The sequence below is a fragment of the Granulicatella sp. WM01 genome, from assembly GCF_004570605.1.
Lineage (GTDB): Bacteria > Bacillota > Bacilli > Lactobacillales > Aerococcaceae > WM01.
In genome coordinates, this window is record NZ_SPPB01000021.1 from 1 (window position 1) to 17,620 (window position 17,620).

Annotated in this window: 14 protein-coding genes; 11 read left to right on the plus strand and 3 right to left on the minus strand. The window is 34.6% G+C overall.

Annotated elements, in window-relative coordinates; translation table 11 throughout:
- The first annotated feature begins 541 nt into the window (after window positions 1-541).
- The 7 genes from E4T68_RS04155 to E4T68_RS04185 all read left to right on the plus strand — a co-directional run bounded on the left by E4T68_RS04155 (window position 542) and on the right by E4T68_RS04185 (window position 5,804).
- Window positions 542-1,471 (plus strand): YihY/virulence factor BrkB family protein, encoded by a 930-nt coding sequence (locus tag E4T68_RS04155; RefSeq protein ID WP_135124422.1) that lies wholly within the window; start codon window positions 542-544, stop codon window positions 1,469-1,471.
- Entirely contained in the window at window positions 1,458-2,639 is a 1,182-nt protein-coding gene (locus E4T68_RS04160) for an FtsW/RodA/SpoVE family cell cycle protein (protein WP_370543843.1), read from the plus strand. Before E4T68_RS04155 ends, E4T68_RS04160 begins: the two co-directional genes overlap by 14 nt.
- Window positions 2,640-2,652: 13 nt before the next feature.
- Window positions 2,653-3,090 (plus strand): peptide-methionine (R)-S-oxide reductase MsrB, encoded by a 438-nt coding sequence (gene msrB, locus E4T68_RS04165; RefSeq protein ID WP_135124426.1) that lies wholly within the window; start codon window positions 2,653-2,655, stop codon window positions 3,088-3,090.
- Between the two features lie 761 nt (window positions 3,091-3,851).
- Window positions 3,852-4,124, plus strand: coding sequence for a 30S ribosomal protein S16 (rpsP, locus tag E4T68_RS04170; protein ID WP_135124428.1), 273 nt, complete (start codon window positions 3,852-3,854; stop codon window positions 4,122-4,124).
- Window positions 4,125-4,158: 34 nt separating this feature from the next.
- Window positions 4,159-4,419 carry a KH domain-containing protein gene (locus E4T68_RS04175; RefSeq protein ID WP_135124430.1) on the plus strand — a complete coding sequence of 87 codons (261 nt, stop codon included), beginning with the start codon at window positions 4,159-4,161 and terminating at the stop codon, window positions 4,417-4,419.
- A gap of 49 nt (window positions 4,420-4,468) precedes the next feature.
- A complete protein-coding gene (locus E4T68_RS04180) occupies window positions 4,469-5,521 on the plus strand; it encodes a MazG nucleotide pyrophosphohydrolase domain-containing protein (RefSeq protein ID WP_135124432.1) in 1,053 nt (350 codons plus the stop codon).
- Between the two features lie 10 nt (window positions 5,522-5,531).
- Window positions 5,532-5,804, plus strand: coding sequence for an RNA-binding S4 domain-containing protein (locus tag E4T68_RS04185; RefSeq protein ID WP_135124434.1), 273 nt, complete (start codon window positions 5,532-5,534; stop codon window positions 5,802-5,804).
- Window positions 5,805-6,027: 223 nt separating this feature from the next.
- On the opposite strand, the gene E4T68_RS04190 is transcribed toward E4T68_RS04185, so the two are convergent.
- The 3 genes from E4T68_RS04190 to E4T68_RS04200 are packed head-to-tail and all read right to left on the minus strand — an operon-like array spanning window position 6,028 to window position 7,281.
- A complete protein-coding gene (locus tag E4T68_RS04190) occupies window positions 6,028-6,261 on the minus strand; it encodes a type II toxin-antitoxin system RelE/ParE family toxin (protein WP_135124436.1) in 234 nt (77 codons plus the stop codon).
- A complete protein-coding gene (locus E4T68_RS04195) occupies window positions 6,258-6,488 on the minus strand; it encodes a hypothetical protein (protein WP_135124438.1) in 231 nt (76 codons plus the stop codon). Before E4T68_RS04195 ends, E4T68_RS04190 begins: the two co-directional genes overlap by 4 nt.
- 13 nt (window positions 6,489-6,501) lie before the next feature.
- The gene (locus E4T68_RS04200) at window positions 6,502-7,281 is read right to left on the minus strand and encodes an XRE family transcriptional regulator (protein WP_135124440.1); all 780 of its coding nucleotides are present in this window, start codon (window positions 7,279-7,281) and stop codon (window positions 6,502-6,504) included.
- A gap of 1,174 nt (window positions 7,282-8,455) precedes the next feature.
- Here E4T68_RS04200 and E4T68_RS04205 point away from each other — a divergent pair.
- The 4 genes from E4T68_RS04205 (at window position 8,456) to glmM (ending at window position 17,298) form a co-directional block, all read left to right on the plus strand.
- The gene (locus E4T68_RS04205) at window positions 8,456-13,675 is read left to right on the plus strand and encodes a Rib/alpha-like domain-containing protein (RefSeq protein WP_167753807.1); all 5,220 of its coding nucleotides are present in this window, start codon (window positions 8,456-8,458) and stop codon (window positions 13,673-13,675) included.
- A gap of 453 nt (window positions 13,676-14,128) precedes the next feature.
- Window positions 14,129-14,962 (plus strand): diadenylate cyclase CdaA, encoded by an 834-nt coding sequence (gene cdaA / locus E4T68_RS04210; protein ID WP_135124444.1) that lies wholly within the window; start codon window positions 14,129-14,131, stop codon window positions 14,960-14,962.
- A gap of 40 nt (window positions 14,963-15,002) precedes the next feature.
- The gene (locus E4T68_RS04215; RefSeq protein ID WP_135124446.1) at window positions 15,003-15,929 is read left to right on the plus strand and encodes a YbbR-like domain-containing protein; all 927 of its coding nucleotides are present in this window, start codon (window positions 15,003-15,005) and stop codon (window positions 15,927-15,929) included.
- Between the two features lie 7 nt (window positions 15,930-15,936).
- The gene (glmM, locus tag E4T68_RS04220) at window positions 15,937-17,298 is read left to right on the plus strand and encodes a phosphoglucosamine mutase (protein ID WP_135124448.1); all 1,362 of its coding nucleotides are present in this window, start codon (window positions 15,937-15,939) and stop codon (window positions 17,296-17,298) included.
- Window positions 17,299-17,620 lie beyond the last annotated feature (322 nt).

Genomic DNA, 17,620 nt, shown 5'->3' on the forward strand with positions numbered 1-17,620 from the left:
GTCAGTAGCAGAAGCACTGCAATTAGCCATTGACTTTGGAATATTAATTGTTTCATTAGTTAGTGTAATGATTGCAATTGCTGTATACTGTAATAAAGACAATAAAAAATAACCGTCTTATCTTTGGCTTAGATACGGTTATTTTTTAACCCAAAGAGCCACCGTCTTAAACGGTTCTACAGGGGGAACAAGTTATGCTTGTTCCCTTTTAAATGTATTATAACATACTTCTTTATAAATTCCAAACAAATACTATTCAGTTTAATCAATGCTAAGCGAATGTTTTTGATTAAGCGTATAGCATTATAGATGTATTAATATGAGTAGGTTTAGTTGATAGCATCAAATGTTCCTACGTGCCGTACAACAAAGGGGAGGCATTGTTTAATCCATAAAATTTTTTGTATATATTAGAAAGAGCAGGGGGTATGGCAAGGCACTTTTTAGGATTTAGGTGTCTATGAAAAAAGGTACAGTATTATAGCTGATTTTTAAGTTGTGATTTGTTATAATAGAGTCTATCAAATAAGGAGGGCTTTTTGTGAAATCGTTCTGTAAAAGGGTATATCAAACGATCAAATATAGTATACAAAGAGTTGATATTGGTGCACAGTCTGCCCAATTAGCGTTTTATTTATTAATGTCTTTAGTGCCGCTATTATTGATTGTTAGTAATCTTATTCCTTTGTTGCCAATTAGTTCAGCCGATTTGATGACTTATTTAGATACCATTTTACCAAATAATGTTAGGCAGATTATTGAAACGATGTTAACAAGCTATTTGAATTCGTATAGCAGTAGTTCGCTATCTTTTGGGGTTATTGTTGCCCTATGGTCTAGTTCGCAAGCGTTTAATGTGATGCAACGTGTGTTTTGTTCTATCTACAACACGAAACCACGTCAAAATGTTATTATCATGCGATTGATGTCATTGTTTATGTCATGTCTATTCATCTTTTTAATTGTGTTTGTTGGATTGATGTTAGCTTATGGTGGATCCATTTTACGATTGATGCAAGAATTTACATTAATTCGAGAGGGTATAGATGTCATTTTTGACCATTTCAAATGGATTGTGGCATCTGTTATTTTAGCTACTGTTCTAGGCGCAATTTATTATGTTATGCCAAATGTGAAATGGAAGTTGCGTTTTGTATTACCGGGTGCCATTTTTTCAACCATTGGTATTTTAGTGGCATCCCAAGCCTATTCAGTTTACATTTCTTTTGCAACGTCATCAGCATTAACAGACGGAACAATAGGCATATTTATTGTGTTAATATTATGGTTATACCTTATTTCCATGGTTATTTTATTTGGAGCATGGATAAATGTGTTATATTATGATTATAAATATATACCATTCATTAAAGAGCGATTATATGAAGAAAAATGGGTAACTCATAAATATTATTCAAAACATTTTACAATGAATACTTTAGAAATGAGGCATGAACATGAGAAAAAATGAAAATATGTTAGAAAACACACGCATAGATTACGGCATTATTTTATCAATATTTATTTTATTTGTTGTAAGTATGATTTCATTATACGCAACTTCGGTAATAATTAATGGCAGTTCTTTGCAACCAGTTTTCATGCATTTAGTGTGGTATGTTTTTGGAGCATTGTGTATCGTTGTCATTATGCAAATTGATTCAAAATTATTATGGAAATTGGTGCCATTAGGATATGGTGCTGCCTTAATATTACTTGTTGCCGTATTATTTTTATACGATAAAACAACGGCTGCAAATTTTGGGGCGAGAAGTTGGTTTGTCATTGGACCTTTGAGTTTTCAACCTTCGGAATTTTCTAAGATTGCACTCATCTTAATGCTTGCCCGTCTCGTCACGATGCATAACTTAATGTATAGAAAGAAAAAAAATCTTACTACAGATTTACAGCTTTTATTAAAAATTGCTGCGTTTTCTATTCCGGTGCTTATACTGGTTATTTTAGAAAATGATTTGGGAACAACATTAGTATTACTTGCTATTGTTTGTGGAGTAGTTTTAATGTCAGGAATATCTGCAAAAATATTAGTTCCACTATTTGCTTTTATGATGTTGTTTAGTGGATTAATCTTATATTTGGCTATTTATCATAGAGAATTTTTAGAAATGTTGGGTGTTAAAAGTTATCAATTTACACGGATTGATGCGTGGTTAAAACCTTTTGATTCAACAACAGACGGCTCTTATCAAGTGAGCAATGCTATTTTAGCTATTGCAACAGGTGGCATGTTTGGAAAAGGGATAGGTGTATCAAATTTACATGTTCCAGTTAGAGAGTCAGATATGATTTTTTCAACGATTGGCGAAAATACTGGGTTTATTGGGACGTTTTTTGTTATTTTGGTGTATTTTACATTAATTTATCAAATGATCAAAACGTGCTTTGATACCAAAAATGAATTTTATACATATATATGTGTTGGCGTCATTTCAATGATAACTTTTCATATTTTTGAAAATGTAGGCATGAATGTTGGCTTGTTGCCTTTAACAGGTATCCCCCTACCATTCATTTCCCAAGGGGGATCGGCATTGAGTGTCAATATGATTGGAGTAGGGCTAATTCTTGCAATGCGGTATCAAAGTCAAAGTTATCAGAAAATGCATTATATTAAATGAGGAAGTGAAAGTCATGGAAGTGAATAAAAAAGAATTAAAAGAACGTTTAACACCTATTCAATATGAGGTAACACAAAATTCGGCAACAGAACGTCCATTTAGTGGAGAGTATGACGATTTTTTTGAGGCGGGAATTTATGTAGATGTTGTTAGTGGTGAGCCGCTATTTAGTTCATTAGATAAGTATGATGCTGGTTGTGGCTGGCCGTCATTTTCAAAACCAATAAGTGTTCCTAGTGTAACCGAACATATTGATAACAAATTAGCCAGAACAAGAATAGAAGTTCGTAGTGCTAAAGCTGATTCTCATTTAGGACATGTTTTTGAAGATGGTTTGGAAGAATTAGGGGGATTACGGTACTGTATTAATTCAGCTGCTTTACGATTTGTTCCTGTATCAGAATTAGAAGAACAGGGTTATGGAGAGTATTTAAAATTGTTTCAAAACTAATGTAGCATAGATAAAAAAATGTGTGGATTTATCCACACGTTTTTTTGTTTTCATACAATTTGTTTCACTACATTAGGATAGTTATATAAAGTGCGTACCAAAAAATAAAGATAATTGTAGAGAAGTGTATGACAAAAAATGTAGAAAATTGCATAGCAAAAATATAAGATGATTTTGAGAAAGAAGCATAAAATCAGATATTATGTAAACTCCCACCATGTTCTAAGAGGTGATACAATATGAAGAAAGCACTATATAACAGATTGGCTATTTGTAAGGAGGTGTTATCAAAAACCCTCTATTATGTAAACTAAAGTCGTATTAAAAAATTTGGACGATATGATAAGAAAGCACCATACAAAAAAAAAGACAGTTATGCAAAGTGCGTATTCAAAAACCAGAATAATTTTAGAAAAGTAATACCACAAAAAATAAATGATTTTAGAAAAAGCACATAAAAAATCAGATGTTATATAAACTCTCACCATAATCCAAACGATTGATATAATATGACGAAAGCACACAAACCTAAAAGTTATCATGATATGATAGAACTGGTACCAATATGACAACAATAATATTTCCAATCATAATGATATTAAAAAATAGAGAATATCTATATTATAGAAAGAAGAATATGCAATAAAAAATGAAAATGTGGGTAAGGAATATTTTTATTAGCCTGTAAAGAAAAAATACTTGACACGTAGAAATGTGTTTGTTATACTACGTAGGTAATATACATTAGGAGGCAAAAAATTATGGCAGTAAAAATTCGTTTAAAACGTATGGGATCTAAAAAAGCACCTTTCTACCGTATTGTTGTAGCAGATTCTAGATCTCCACGTGATGGTCGTTTCATTGAAACAGTTGGAACATACAATCCATTAACAGAACCAGCACAAGTAAATATTAATGAAGAAGCAGCTTTAAAATGGTTAGGTAACGGTGCTCAACCAAGTGATACAGTGCGTAACTTGTTGTCACAAGCTGGCGTGATGAAAAAATTCCACGAATCAAAATTTAGTAAATAGTTACAATATTTTATAATGGAAAGGAGATTGTCCTATGCCAAATATTGAAAATTTATTATTATCTATGGTTAAACCACTTGTAGAATATCCACAAGACATTACTGTACGTATTGAAGAAACATCTGAATTTATGGAATATCATTTAGTATTGAATCAGCAAGATGTTGGACGTGTTATCGGTCGTCAAGGACGTGTTGCACATGCCATTCGTACAATTTTGTATAGTGTGAAAGATAAAGGAAACAAACGTGTGCGTTTAACGATTAATGGAACACAAGAAAATTTTGAGGAGTAAGTGCATACTTACTTCTTTTTTATCATATAAAAGTTAAGGAAGATAAGAGATGAAACCAACTATACAAATTATTGGTTTAGGGGCAGGTGAATTGGATCAAATGCCCTTGGGTGTTTATAAACGTTTGCGTCAAGCTATAAGTGACAAGGAGTGTGTGTATTTGCGTACGGCAGAACACCCAGTTGTGTCAACTTTGGAAAATGAGGGGTTGACTTATGAGAGTTTTGACGCTATTTATGAAGCCGTAGACACTTTTGAGGACGTTTATGCCACTATTATAGAAAAATTAGTTTCCTTAGCCAATCAGCAATCACGTGTGCTGTATGCCGTTCCGGGTCATCCTATGGTAGCGGAGACGGTTGTGCAGCAATTATTAAAAAGGGAAGATGTTCAGGTTGATGTGATTGGTGGGAAAAGTTTTGTAGATGATTTATTACAGGCTGTGCAAGTCGATATGATTAATGGCTTCCAATTAGTTGATGCTCTCGACTTTTCAATCGACGATTTAGTATTGACGCAAGCCATTATGATTATGCAAGTTTTTAATGCGTATGTGGCAAGTGATGTGAAATTAGCATTAATGGAAAGATACCCAGATGATTATAAAGTAGCACTAGTGCATGGAGCAGGAACACGTGACGAGCATGTGGAATGGGTGCGTTTATATGAAATTGATCGTATTGATGAGGGGGCATATAATTTAACGACTTTGTTTGTACCTGCCATGGAAAGAGATGAGGCAAAAGCCTCTTTTCAGACTTTGCAATATTATATGGACGAGATTATTCAAAAAGATATTTGGTTACGTGAGCAAACTTTGGATAGTTTAATTCCATATTTACAAGAAGAAACGCAAGAATTAATTGAGGCTATCCAACAAGAAGATGACGCACATATTATTGAAGAATTAGGCGATGTTCTTTGGCAAGTTCTTTTTCAAACAAGCGTTGCTGAAACAGAGGGGTATTTCTCTTTAGAAGAAGTCCTAGAGGAGTTAAATAAGAAAATTAGGAGACGGCATCCGCATGTGTTTGACGGTGTGGTTGTTAAGAGTGTTGAGGAATTGGACGCTTTATGGCAAGAGATTAAGAAAGGTGAGTGAGAGGAAAGGTATGCGATTAGATAAATTTTTAAAGGTATCTCGGATTATTAAACGGAGAACGGTTGCTAAAGAAGTGGCGGATAAAGAGCGGATTTTTATTAATCAAAAAGTGGCTAAATCAAGCAGTCTTGTGAAAGTTGGCGATGAATTGACGATTGAATTTGGAACAAAGACGCTGAAAGTTCGTATTGATAAAATTGTTGATACGACTAAGAAAGATGAAGCAAGTCAAATGTATACTGTTTTAGAGGAAGTGTATAAAGAAAAAGAAAGCCTGTTTTAAAAGGGTGTACAATAAATCGTGTTGGTGAATAAAAAAGAGGTTCTATAATAAATAGGGTTGGTAGCGAAAGGACATTAACCCTATTTTTAGGTATTAAAGTTACTTACCAACATAATTTGCCGAAAATCCCATTTTTTATATAACGATGTAATTACTAGTGACACCCTTATACAAACGATAACAACTTAATTCAGTTTTATTGTTTTTTTGAATTAATGAAAGATTATTTATAGACATCTCCACGATTGCCAATTTTTAAAATAGTGTATATTGTGCCGTCATCTGAAAAGATTACTCTGAAATCGCCAATACGTAACCGTTTAAACGGTGTACCGACCATACTTTTTACATTGCCTAGAGGTAAGTTGTTGATAGCACTAATAATGCGTACTTGAGTTGTCGCATTTTGCTTGGCTAGAAATGTTAATGCTTGTTTTTTATATATTATCTTTTTCATAAATTCAACCCCAAAATTGCCATGACTTCGTCTTGAGTGTATACTTCATCATCTTTTTCTTGAGTGATTTCATCTAATAATTTTTGATAAAATTCATCAACAACCACATTGCCGTTTTCATCGTATTTTTCATCATCTATCAGTATATAGTATAAATTCATTAATTTTGTTACGGTTGTGTCACTCATTTCATCAATCAATAAGTGCATTTCTTCTTTAGTTGTCATTGTATTTCCTCCTTTAATCGTAAATAGGTGTAAAACTGTCTATAACTTTACCAATAATATTTAAATAAACGTCATCATCAATCGGCAAATCGATATAAATATCTTTGTATTGATGATTGTATGACACTAAACGCAATCTGTTTCCTTCAAAAAATACACGTTTAAGGAAACTCTTTCCAGCATAATCTACCACGTATACAGCACCGTTGACGTTGTCGTATCCACTCTTAATTAGTACAATATCGCCATTCCTATATTTCGGTTCCATGCTGTCGCCATGAACCAAAGTAGCAAAATCGTAATTTTTTAAGTCAAATCTATCTGTCTTATATAGTGTAGCTTCGTTATCCCCGTAAGCGACACTAATACCAGTGGCGATCGTTTCAGTTACATATACAAAATTGTAGCTGGACATGTATGATATATTGCTATCCTCTAATGTGAATGTGTTCGTGCTAGTGGTTGTTTTACTGTTTTGTTCTTCTAGTTGCTTTCTGGTGAACTCTAACACCGACGTTTGTCGTTTTGATGTTAGTTGTTCGGCAGTTTCTATTATTAAATCAATAGTGTTATTAGATGTCTTTGTTAAAGGCTCGTTTTCAACACCTAACAACCATAATAAATTTATATCTAACGTTTTAGCTATTAAGTATAGGTTGTCTTGTTTTGGATTAACTTTATTATTGATGTATTGACTGAGTGAGGATTTACTAATTTTTGTGCGTCTAGACAATTCCGCTGGGGTTATCCCCTTATGTTTTAATGCATATACTATTCTTTCACCCATATTCATACTAATTAACTCCTTTCATATATAGTAAACTATTTTTAACGATTATACAAGTTGGTTTTAAAGAGAGTTTAAAAAAATTAACAAAGTAGTTGAAAAGATAAAAATAAATGTAATATACGAGTGGTTAAATAAGTTTAACGATAGACAAGGGGAGAGTACCATGCATGTGATTATTGTAAGTTGCGTGGACGTATTGTTGAAAAATTTGGAACAAATACAAATTTTTATAAAAAGTTAAATAATGAGTGGCGTAAGTTTCTATCATAAATTAAATAACCGTAAGCATTTTGATAATGTAGAAATTTTAGACATGCAAAAGGTACTGGATATTTCAAATGAAGAATTACAAAACTATTTTTTACCGAAAAAGTTAAACAAGTTTAATATTATTTTGTTGTAACCTGAAAAAATGACCATAAAGAAAGGCAGATTTACATGCAAGCATGACTATCAGATGAAGCTAGTAAACAGTTGACTAATAATTTATGGACTTTTTTGCGTATTCTGCTTTTTATCGGTTTCTCTTATCGGTGAAAGCACAAGTTCTGCTGATTTTTTATATTATGCTGGCACTGTTTCTGTGCTATGCGTGGCATGCGTCATTTTTATGGTATCAGTTCCAGTGGATTATCTTTTTCATCTCACTGTCTTTTTTTGTTAGAATCAGTTCCACGCTGTTTTTTACACAACGGCACTATGTCAAAAGATTTTTTTATAATTGTCGGCACCAGTTCCACCGTATGCAGTATCTATTTTCCGTCAATTTCTACAGAGAAAATACGCATAATTTTTAGAAAAATCAGTTTTTTTTAATAAAACACTAGACAAGATTGATGTATATATAATAAACTATAGGAAAGGTTTTGTTATATATTTTATATGTAATCAAGAGAAATTTATGTAGTATGTTAGAATATCTCACGTACATTCTACTGTATAAATTTACTCTTGTTTTCCAATGGGGTTGGATATATTGAAAGAGATTAAAAAAGCTGGACAATATATATATATATATATATAATGGAACAAGTATGTCTATATACATTAAGGGTATGTATAGAAATTTTGGGTATGAATAGAGTGCGTAGAGTTAAGTATACGTGCGTGTTTTTTACTACTTTTGTACAGTAATGCCTTGATGTGTGATAGAAATAAAAAGAAAAAGGAGATTATTATGTACAAAAGAAGAAAACATAATAGACAAACTAAATCGTTTGATTGGTATGGTGCTAAGCAGCGTTTTTCTATTCGGAAATATCACTTTGGTGCAGCGAGCGTTTTATTAGGGACGTTGTTACCACTTGTACCGAATTCAGTACATGCGCAGGACACTGAGCATGTGCGTCATGTTGATGCAGAAACGAACGGGATTGTGTATTCCATTAGAAAATCGGTGCCTTTAGCACAAGGGCAAGAACATGTTGACATCGTTGAGACGGCTAGCGAAATGGATAGTGCCGATGAGTTGAAGCAGTATACTTTAGCTCAAGATAAAGAGCAACGAGTGAGCTTGAGTAAATCGGAAAGTCGTATTGTGACGTATCGTTTGAAAGCTAAAAGTGATGTTGAGAAAGCAGCAGCAACACTAGAAAAAAGTTCGACATCTGTAGAACCGGTAAGAGATGAGAAAGGTGTAGAAAGCACTACTGTGGCACCTGAGAAGGTTGGGGAGAGTCGTTCGGCGTTTAGAAGTGTGCCAGAGTCTACTCAAATGAAAATTAATTTCTATGATGCAGCTGGCAATAAATTAGATGAAAATAGTATTTATCGTAGTAGCACTGGACAAAATATGAATATTACGATGGAAGTTGTGTTCCCAGAGGGAATGACAAATAAGCAAATTGAATTGACATTAGGTCGATTTTTAACATTTGCTGATGATACTAAAACTACTGGAGTTGAAGGAACTGGTGAAACAAATGAAACAATTAAAACACTAGCAAGTGTTTCTGCTCCTCAAGCAACTGAAACCTTAACATCATTAGATGGTAGTGCCTATAAATTCTCTGAAAAAGTTAAAACAAAACAAAAAGTGGTATATCGTGTGAATGATTCAGCAGTGTCCTTGCGTGTGCCATTAATTGTAAATAGTGATATTAATGCTTTATTAAAAGGTATGTCAGCAGATGGTGCAATCAATGGTTCACGTGAAGGGATTGAAGCAGACACACCGATTTCTGTTTTGAGTAGTGGAGAATTTAATGGACAAAATGTGAGAGAAAGCAATAGCTTAAATTACATGAGTATTGAGGCTAATTATGAGTTAGCTCTTCCAGTACTCCATAGAACCAATTATAGTGTGCCTGTAGAAAATGCCAATGCGAATAATCGTAACGGCTATTTAGTAGGGCATACAATCGGTTTGGCTGGAAGAATAGTGGATGGAACGACTCGTTCCTCCTTAATGTACGAAGCAGGAACAACATTTGAGATAGTGACCCCTGCTGGTGTTACAGTCCATTCTTTTTCAGGTAATGCAGCAGAAGTTTATGAAATAGCAGGGAGTACAACAGATAATCAAGGGAATATTATTACAACTTTAAGATTGACTAAACCAACTAAAGCTACTTATGCTGCCCCAGTGGTATTCTTTTCTGTTGATAGAGCAGTGTTTAAAGGAGAGGAATTTACAGCAAGAGTACGTAATACGCAAGTAAAATTACGTAATTATGATACTCCATTTCAGACACGTGCTTATACGAGTAATACGATTGAAAATAATATCCCAGTAAAAATGCAGGTTTTTGAGTATAATGAGCATGAAAATATTGGTCTTTCAAGAACGGATATACCGGCAGTTACAAAGACCGTAACTATACCAATTTTGACAAATTCAAGTACACGTGATGGGCTTTATGCTGGACTAGGCTCTTTTGGGTATCGTTTTATTCAGAATTTTGACAAGACACCAACACGGGCTAAAGAATTGCATTATGCTTTTCCAAGTGATCCATCCTTTGAAGTAAAAGGGATAAAATTAACAACTATTAATAATGGGGATACGTTGACAAGTGTTAAAGTCAAAAGTAAACAACACCCAGAATGGAAAACTGTGACACTCCCAAAACCTTATACATATAAACAAGGCAATGTATTTATTGATTTAGCTACACTTGGGTTAAATCCAGATGATGTATTAACTGAAGCAATTGTGCCAATTGGCGTAATTCCGGCTGAATATCCAGGATCTACTGCACACTTTATAGAACGTGCATCTAATGTGTTTGGAACATTAAAAGAAGATTTTACTGGGCTTAAAACAAGTGCTATTGTGACTTTACGTGATATGGATTATGATGCTAATGACCCAGAACATAATTACACATTAGAACCACAAAATCTTCAGATAGGTATGCGAACACCAACCACAAATTTACGTGTTCTTGTGGACAGCACAAAAGAGGTACGTTTTACAGAACGTGGTTCAATTCGTTATACAATAGACTCTTTTAATGAGAAATCAGACTATACTCAGGATCAATCGTTGGCTAAAGTGGATAAAGCCTTTCTTGTCTTGCCAAGCGAAGTAGATGTGAATCGTTTTGTGATTAAAATGAATAATACAGATATTACAAAACAACTTGTGCAAACACAGGAGACACGTGATGGCAAAACGATTTATACGCTTGATTTTTCAAATGTTCAAGGGTTAAACCGTTACGTTGGTTGGTTAGGAGAATACGGTTCAGGGGTTAAAGAGAATAAATTAACCGTTGAGGCATACATTAATAACCAAGTGGACGATGCCATTGACGTGCCATATCACCAAACGTTATTTATTCAAACTGCCCATCAAACAAGCACAATTGGTTTTTCAAGTGTGAATAATGTTGATCCGTATCAATTAACGGATAATGATGCGCTATTATTTACAAATAAACCGACAACAAATTATTTACGTTTAAGTAAACAAGACAGATTAGATGTGTCTTCTAGTGCTAAATTGGATACAAATTTAGAATATAATGACACTTCAGAATTATTTGTCATTAAGGATAAAACTACTTCATTAGATATTAAATATGCGATTAAAAATCCAACAACTAATGATGTTAATGGCATTGACATGTTTATTCCAATTCCTAAGAAAGGACAAAACTGGGGAAGTAATTTCCAAGACGGGACTAAACCTTTTGACTATACGCTAGAATTATTAAACTTAGCCGACTCATCGGAAACTTTACGAGATATTTTAGAGATTAGCTACGCTACAGTTGACGCGTCGAAATTAACAGGGGCAATCACTCATAATACACAAGAGTTAGCGAACGAAACGTTTACGACAAATCCAAGTGATTTATCGCAAGTGAATTTAGTGCGTTTAAGAGTGAAAGACGGCAAAGTGTTACCAGCTAAATTTGCTGAAGATGTGCATTTGCGTTTTGCTTTGCGTGATGTTACGGAAAAAGAGGACGGTAAGTCAATTGCGTGGAACCCTTATTATGCAGCAGCCTTTTTAAATCATTCAGTTGTTGAGAAAGCTAAGACAACGACTATTGAGCTTGCTTTGGGTAAATTGAAAGTTCAAGTGTTTAAGGACGAGGATAGAAACGCTACTCAAGAGGCTAATGAGGAAAATTGGGCTGATGTTACGGTAACGTTGTTAGATAGTGATAACAATGTTATTGCCACAAAACAGACAAATGGCACGAATGCAGTAGAGTTTGAAGAGCTTGTTTCAGGGAAAGTGTACAAAGTGAATGTCACGAATCCAAATACAGCTGAGTACAATTTCACTACTGCTGGCGAAAATACGTTGTTAAATTCTGTTGTAAGTGTTGAAGCAACAAAAACGCCTTTAGCAGATACACCAATTACAAAAATTGGATTAGGACGTAAACAAAACTTAGTGAACGAACCAATTTTGAAAAAAGATGCAGAGGATACACCAGCAATTTCAGCAGGTAAAGCATTAATTGATGGCTCAGACAAACCAGAAAGTCCATTAAGTGATGCAGATAAAGCCATTGTCAAAGACAAAGTGGATACAAGCAACTTACCAGATGGCACAACATTAACGCCAGCTGATAAAGTAAGTGCAGATAAAGACGGTAACCCAGTTGTTGAGGTAATTGTGACATATCCAGACGGCACAACAGACACAATCAATGTGCCAGTGAAACAAAAAGACAAGGCGACAAACGAACCACAATTAAAACCAGATGCAGAAAACACACCAGAGATTTCAGCAGGTAAAGCATTAATTGATGGCTCAGACAAACCAGAAAGTCCATTAAGTGATGCAGATAAAGCCATTGTCAAAGACAAAGTGGATACAAGCAACTTACCAGATGGCACAACATTAACGCCAGCTGATAAAGTAAGTGCAGATAAAGACGGTAACCCAGTTGTTGAGGTAATTGTGACATATCCAGACGGCACAACAGACACAATCAATGTGCCAGTGAAACAAAAAGACAAGGCGACAAACGAACCACAATTAAAACAAGATGCAGAAAATACACCAGCAATTTCAGCAGGTAAAGCATTAATTGACGGTTCAGACAAACCAGAAAGTCCATTAAGTGATGCAGATAAAGCCATTGTCAAAGACAAAGTGGATACAAGCAACTTACCAGATGGCACAACATTAACGCCAGCTGATCAAGTAAGTGCAGATAAAGACGGTAACCCAGTCGTTCAGGTGACTGTGACATATCCAGACGGCACAACAGACACAATCAATGTGCCAGTGAAACAAAAAGACAATATGGCAAATACACCAACAATTAAAGAGGGTACTGTTTTAATTGAGGGTTCAGATAAACCAGGTAGTCAATTAAGTCCAGAGGATAAAGAAGCTATCAAGAATATGGTAGATACAAGTAAACTACCAGAGGGAACAAACGTAAGTGTATCTGACAAAGTCAGTGCAGATAAAGACGGTAACCCAGTAGTCGAAGTAACAATAACATATCCAGACGGTACGAGCGTAACAGTTAACATTCCTGTTAAACAAGTAGATAATGCTATTTATCGTCCAGAATTTAAGCCAGCAGTTATTGAAGGCTCAGTTTCTCCGAATGCACCATTATCTAAAGAAGATCAAGAGCTTATTGCAAGTCAAGTGACTGTTCCAAATGCTCCTGAGGGCACTATTATTGTTGTAGATGATAAAGTGAGTGTTGATGAGCATGGAAATCCAGTTGTAGTAGTAGCTATTGTTTATCCAGACGGAAGTGTTCAATTCGTTTATGTTCCTGTTTCTCAAAAAGTAAGCGAACAATCTTCAGATGACGATTCAAAACAAGACAATAACACGAAAAAACAAGGGCAGTTACCATATACTGGCTCTGAAAAAGGCAATAATTTATTGTCGTTAGCAGGTGTAATGAGTATGTTTGGTGGATTGTTCATTGCTAAAAAGAGAAAAAATAAAAAAGACGAAAATTAATCGTTTAATATAATAAGTCGTCAGATACAAAAAAGCAGTCATCATTAGGTGGCTGCTTTTTTGCGTACGACGGGCATGTCGTACGCAAAGGGACTGGGAAAAAACTCTTAAACATAAAAAGCAGCTTATCATGATGTCATCAGAAATGTGGATTCTAAGCAGTTTTCACCTTTTAATCGAAAGGCTAAAACTTTACTTTTTCCCCCAGTCTCTTCTTGCTTAGCTTATTCTCTTGAACGACATGCATTAAAAGGTGATTGAAGTGCCGTGTGCCCAATGGCATGCACAGTGGTGTGAGAGGGGTGAGAAATTATTCCCTACTTGATTTTTAGATAAAAAGGGGCAGTTTACAGTGTGTAAAAAGAATATCGTTTATTCTCGTGGCTGAATATGGTATAATTTCTTTTGGATATGTTAAAGGACTGATATTAAAATAATGTAAAGGAATTAGATATGGAAAGTATATTGACATGGACAAATATAATGAGAGTTATTGATGTTGGCATTGTAGCATATTTGATTTACGTGCTAATCACGTTTTCTCAACATACACGAGTTGTGAATTTGTTTAAAGGGGTCTTGTTTATTGTTGTCATAAAAATAATTAGTGAATATTTAACGTTATATACACTAGGGTGGATTATTGACCAAGTTATTGTTTGGGGAGTTATAGCCGTTATCATTATTTTCCAACCAGAAATTCGCTTATATCTTGGACAACTTGGACAAAATAAACTCTTTATGAAAAAGAAATCACCCTATTCATCTCGAAAGCGAACCATTGATGAGTTGTCAAAAGCTGTTCAATATTTGTCTAAACGTAGCATTGGTGCATTAATTAGTTTGGAAATGGGAAATTCGCTAAAATCATATAGTGATACTGGTGTGAAACTAGAGGCTTTTTTATCAAGTCAATTATTGATAAATGTATTTATTCCGAACACTCCTTTACATGACGGTGCAACGATTATTAAAAATCATAAAATTCAAGCGGCTAGTTGTGTGTTGCCTTTGTCTGAAGATACATCAATTCCTCAAGAACTTGGAACTAGACATCGAGCAGCTATTGGACTTAGTGAGCATACAGATGCATTGACAATTGTCGTGTCAGAAGAAACAGGTGATATTAGTGTTTCTTATAAAGGAACTTTACACAGAAAACTGACTATCGAGCAATTAGAAGCGTTATTAACTGAAGAATTGATAGAAGATATTAGCAATAATAAGCAAAGACGTTTTGAAAATGTGTCTGCATTGTTGAAAATGCTTCGTAAAGGAGGGAAATAACATCGAAAAATGGTTGAATAGTAAATATGTGAGCGTCTGTTTGTCTGTTTTATTAGCGATTATGTTATCAACGTATGTGTATAATCGCGTGAATTCCTCAACAACTAATCATGATAATATGTTGAGTGTTCAGACAACCAAACTCGTAGAGGATGTTCCAATTCATGTTATTGACTCTTCAGGAGAGAAGTATATCTCAGGTTTACCAGAAAAAGTCACTGTTTCTTTAGACGGCCCTAGAAATGTATTAGCACAATTAACAAATCAAACCTTAACAGTAGAAACTGAAGATTTAGTCAAATTTCCTAATGGAGAAGTAGGAATTCAGTTGTTATTGAAAAAATTGCCAAGTAATGTGACTGGAAGTGTTGTTCCTCGAGTGGTCAATGTTCAATTGGATGAACGCGTGCAAAAAGAATTTGCAGTAAATGCGATTATTGATGCAAATATTATTGCCGACGGATATGAAATGGGAAATGTCACGGTTTCGCCTGAAAAAGTAACACTGACTGGTAGTCGTGAGGCTATTGAAAAAGTGCATACAGTCACAGCAAACGTATCTTCAGGTGTAGCTAAAACAGAATCGTTTATTCAAACTCATGTTGCCGTTGTGGTAAAAGATAGTCAAGGAAATATTTTAGATGTTAATGTGGATAAAAAAGTTAGTTTAACGGTTCCTGTCTATCAAAAAGGAAAAAAAGTACCTGTTGAAATTGTTTTAGCAGGGCAACAAAATGATTATACGTATAAAGTGGAAAGCCAAACGGTGTCCGATTTAACATTGTTAGGTACAACTGAACAGTTGGAAAAAGTGTCTAAAATCACGGCAACGATTAATGTTAGTCAGATTACGCAATCACAAACATTAGAGGCAACAGTATTAGTGCCACAAGGGATTACAATTAGTAATCCACAACAAGTTAAAGCAAATATTAAAGTTGAAAGAAAAGTATCAGAAGGAGAATAGCAATACTATGGGAAAATATTTTGGAACAGACGGAGTAAGAGGATTAGCGAATGTGGAGTTAACACCAGAATTAGCTTTTCGACTAGGGCGATGTGGAGGATATGTGTTGTTACAACATGCTAAAGATGATGCACACCCACGTGTTTTAGTTGGGCGTGATACACGCATTTCTGGACAATTATTAGAACAATCGCTTATTGCAGGGTTATTGTCTGTTGGAATTGATGTATTACAATTAGGTGTTGTATCTACTCCAGCAGTAGCCTATTTAACACGCGTGCAAAATGTAGCGGCTGGTGTGATGATTTCAGCTTCACACAATCCAGCACCAGACAATGGGATTAAATTTTTTGGTTCAGATGGCTTTAAATTATCTGATGATCAAGAATTGGAAATTGAACAATTATTAGATGCACAAGAAGATACACTGCCTCGTCCAAGTGCAGAAGGACTTGGCACTATGGAAATGTATTTAGAGGGACATTTAAAATATACTGAATTTGTGCGTTCAACCGTTCAAACAGATTTGAGTGGCATTAAAGTTTGTTTAGACACTGCAAATGGTGCGACAACACCATTAATTAATCGTTTATTTGCTGATTTAGAAACAGATTTTGCCGTTATAGGAAATAAACCAAATGGACTAAATATTAATGAACAAGTTGGCTCAACACATCCAGAAGCATTATGTCAATTTGTTTTAGAGCAAAAAGCTGATGTTGGTTTAGCTTTTGACGGTGATGGCGATCGCTTAATTGCGGTTGATGAGTTAGGACAAATTGTTGATGGCGATAAAATTATGTTTATTTGTGGGAAATATTTAAAAGAGTGTGGCTTATTAAAACATGACACAATCGTTTCTACCGTTATGAGTAATTTAGGGTTTCACAAAGCTATTGAGACATCAGGTATGAAAACTGTGAAAACACAAGTGGGCGATAGATATGTTGTAGAAGAAATGCGAAAAAATGGTTATAATTTAGGTGGAGAACAATCTGGACATATCATCTTTTTAGATTTAAACACAACTGGTGATGGTATTTTAAGTGGTGTGCAACTCCTAAATGTGATGAAACAAACTGGAAAATCATTATCTGAACTTGCAAGTGAAGTAGTCACTTACCCTCAATTATTGGTAAATATACGTGTAAGTGACAAAAATAATGCTATGTCTGTTCCAGCAATTAAACAAGTTGTTGAGGACGTTGAACAAGCCATGCAAGGAGATGGACGCATTTTAGTACGTCCCTCAGGAACTGAACCGTTATTACGCATTATGGCAGAAGCACCAACAGATGAATTGTGTTTAGAATATGTTAGCAAAATTGCTGATGTCGTCAAACGTGAAATTGGACTTGAAAATAGCTAAAACAATTAACATAACTAAAATATGGTGTTGAAGTATCATTGATGTCAATGTGTTAAATGGTGCATGTGTGACTAAAAAACGGATGTCCAAAAGGAAAAGACCAACTCAAAAATAAGGTGTTGAAGTGTTGTCAGTAACAATGTTTAAAATGGTGCTTCTACAACTAAACAGGCAAATGATAAGAAAGTAGACAATCTATTTGAAGAGGTACTGTTACTGTCAATGTTTAAAACGAGAGCATGCATGATTAAAATGTCATATGGTAAAAGAAAGACAAGCTGATTTGAAGTTAAATAGAGAGCTGTTTATTGAGTTTTCTTTA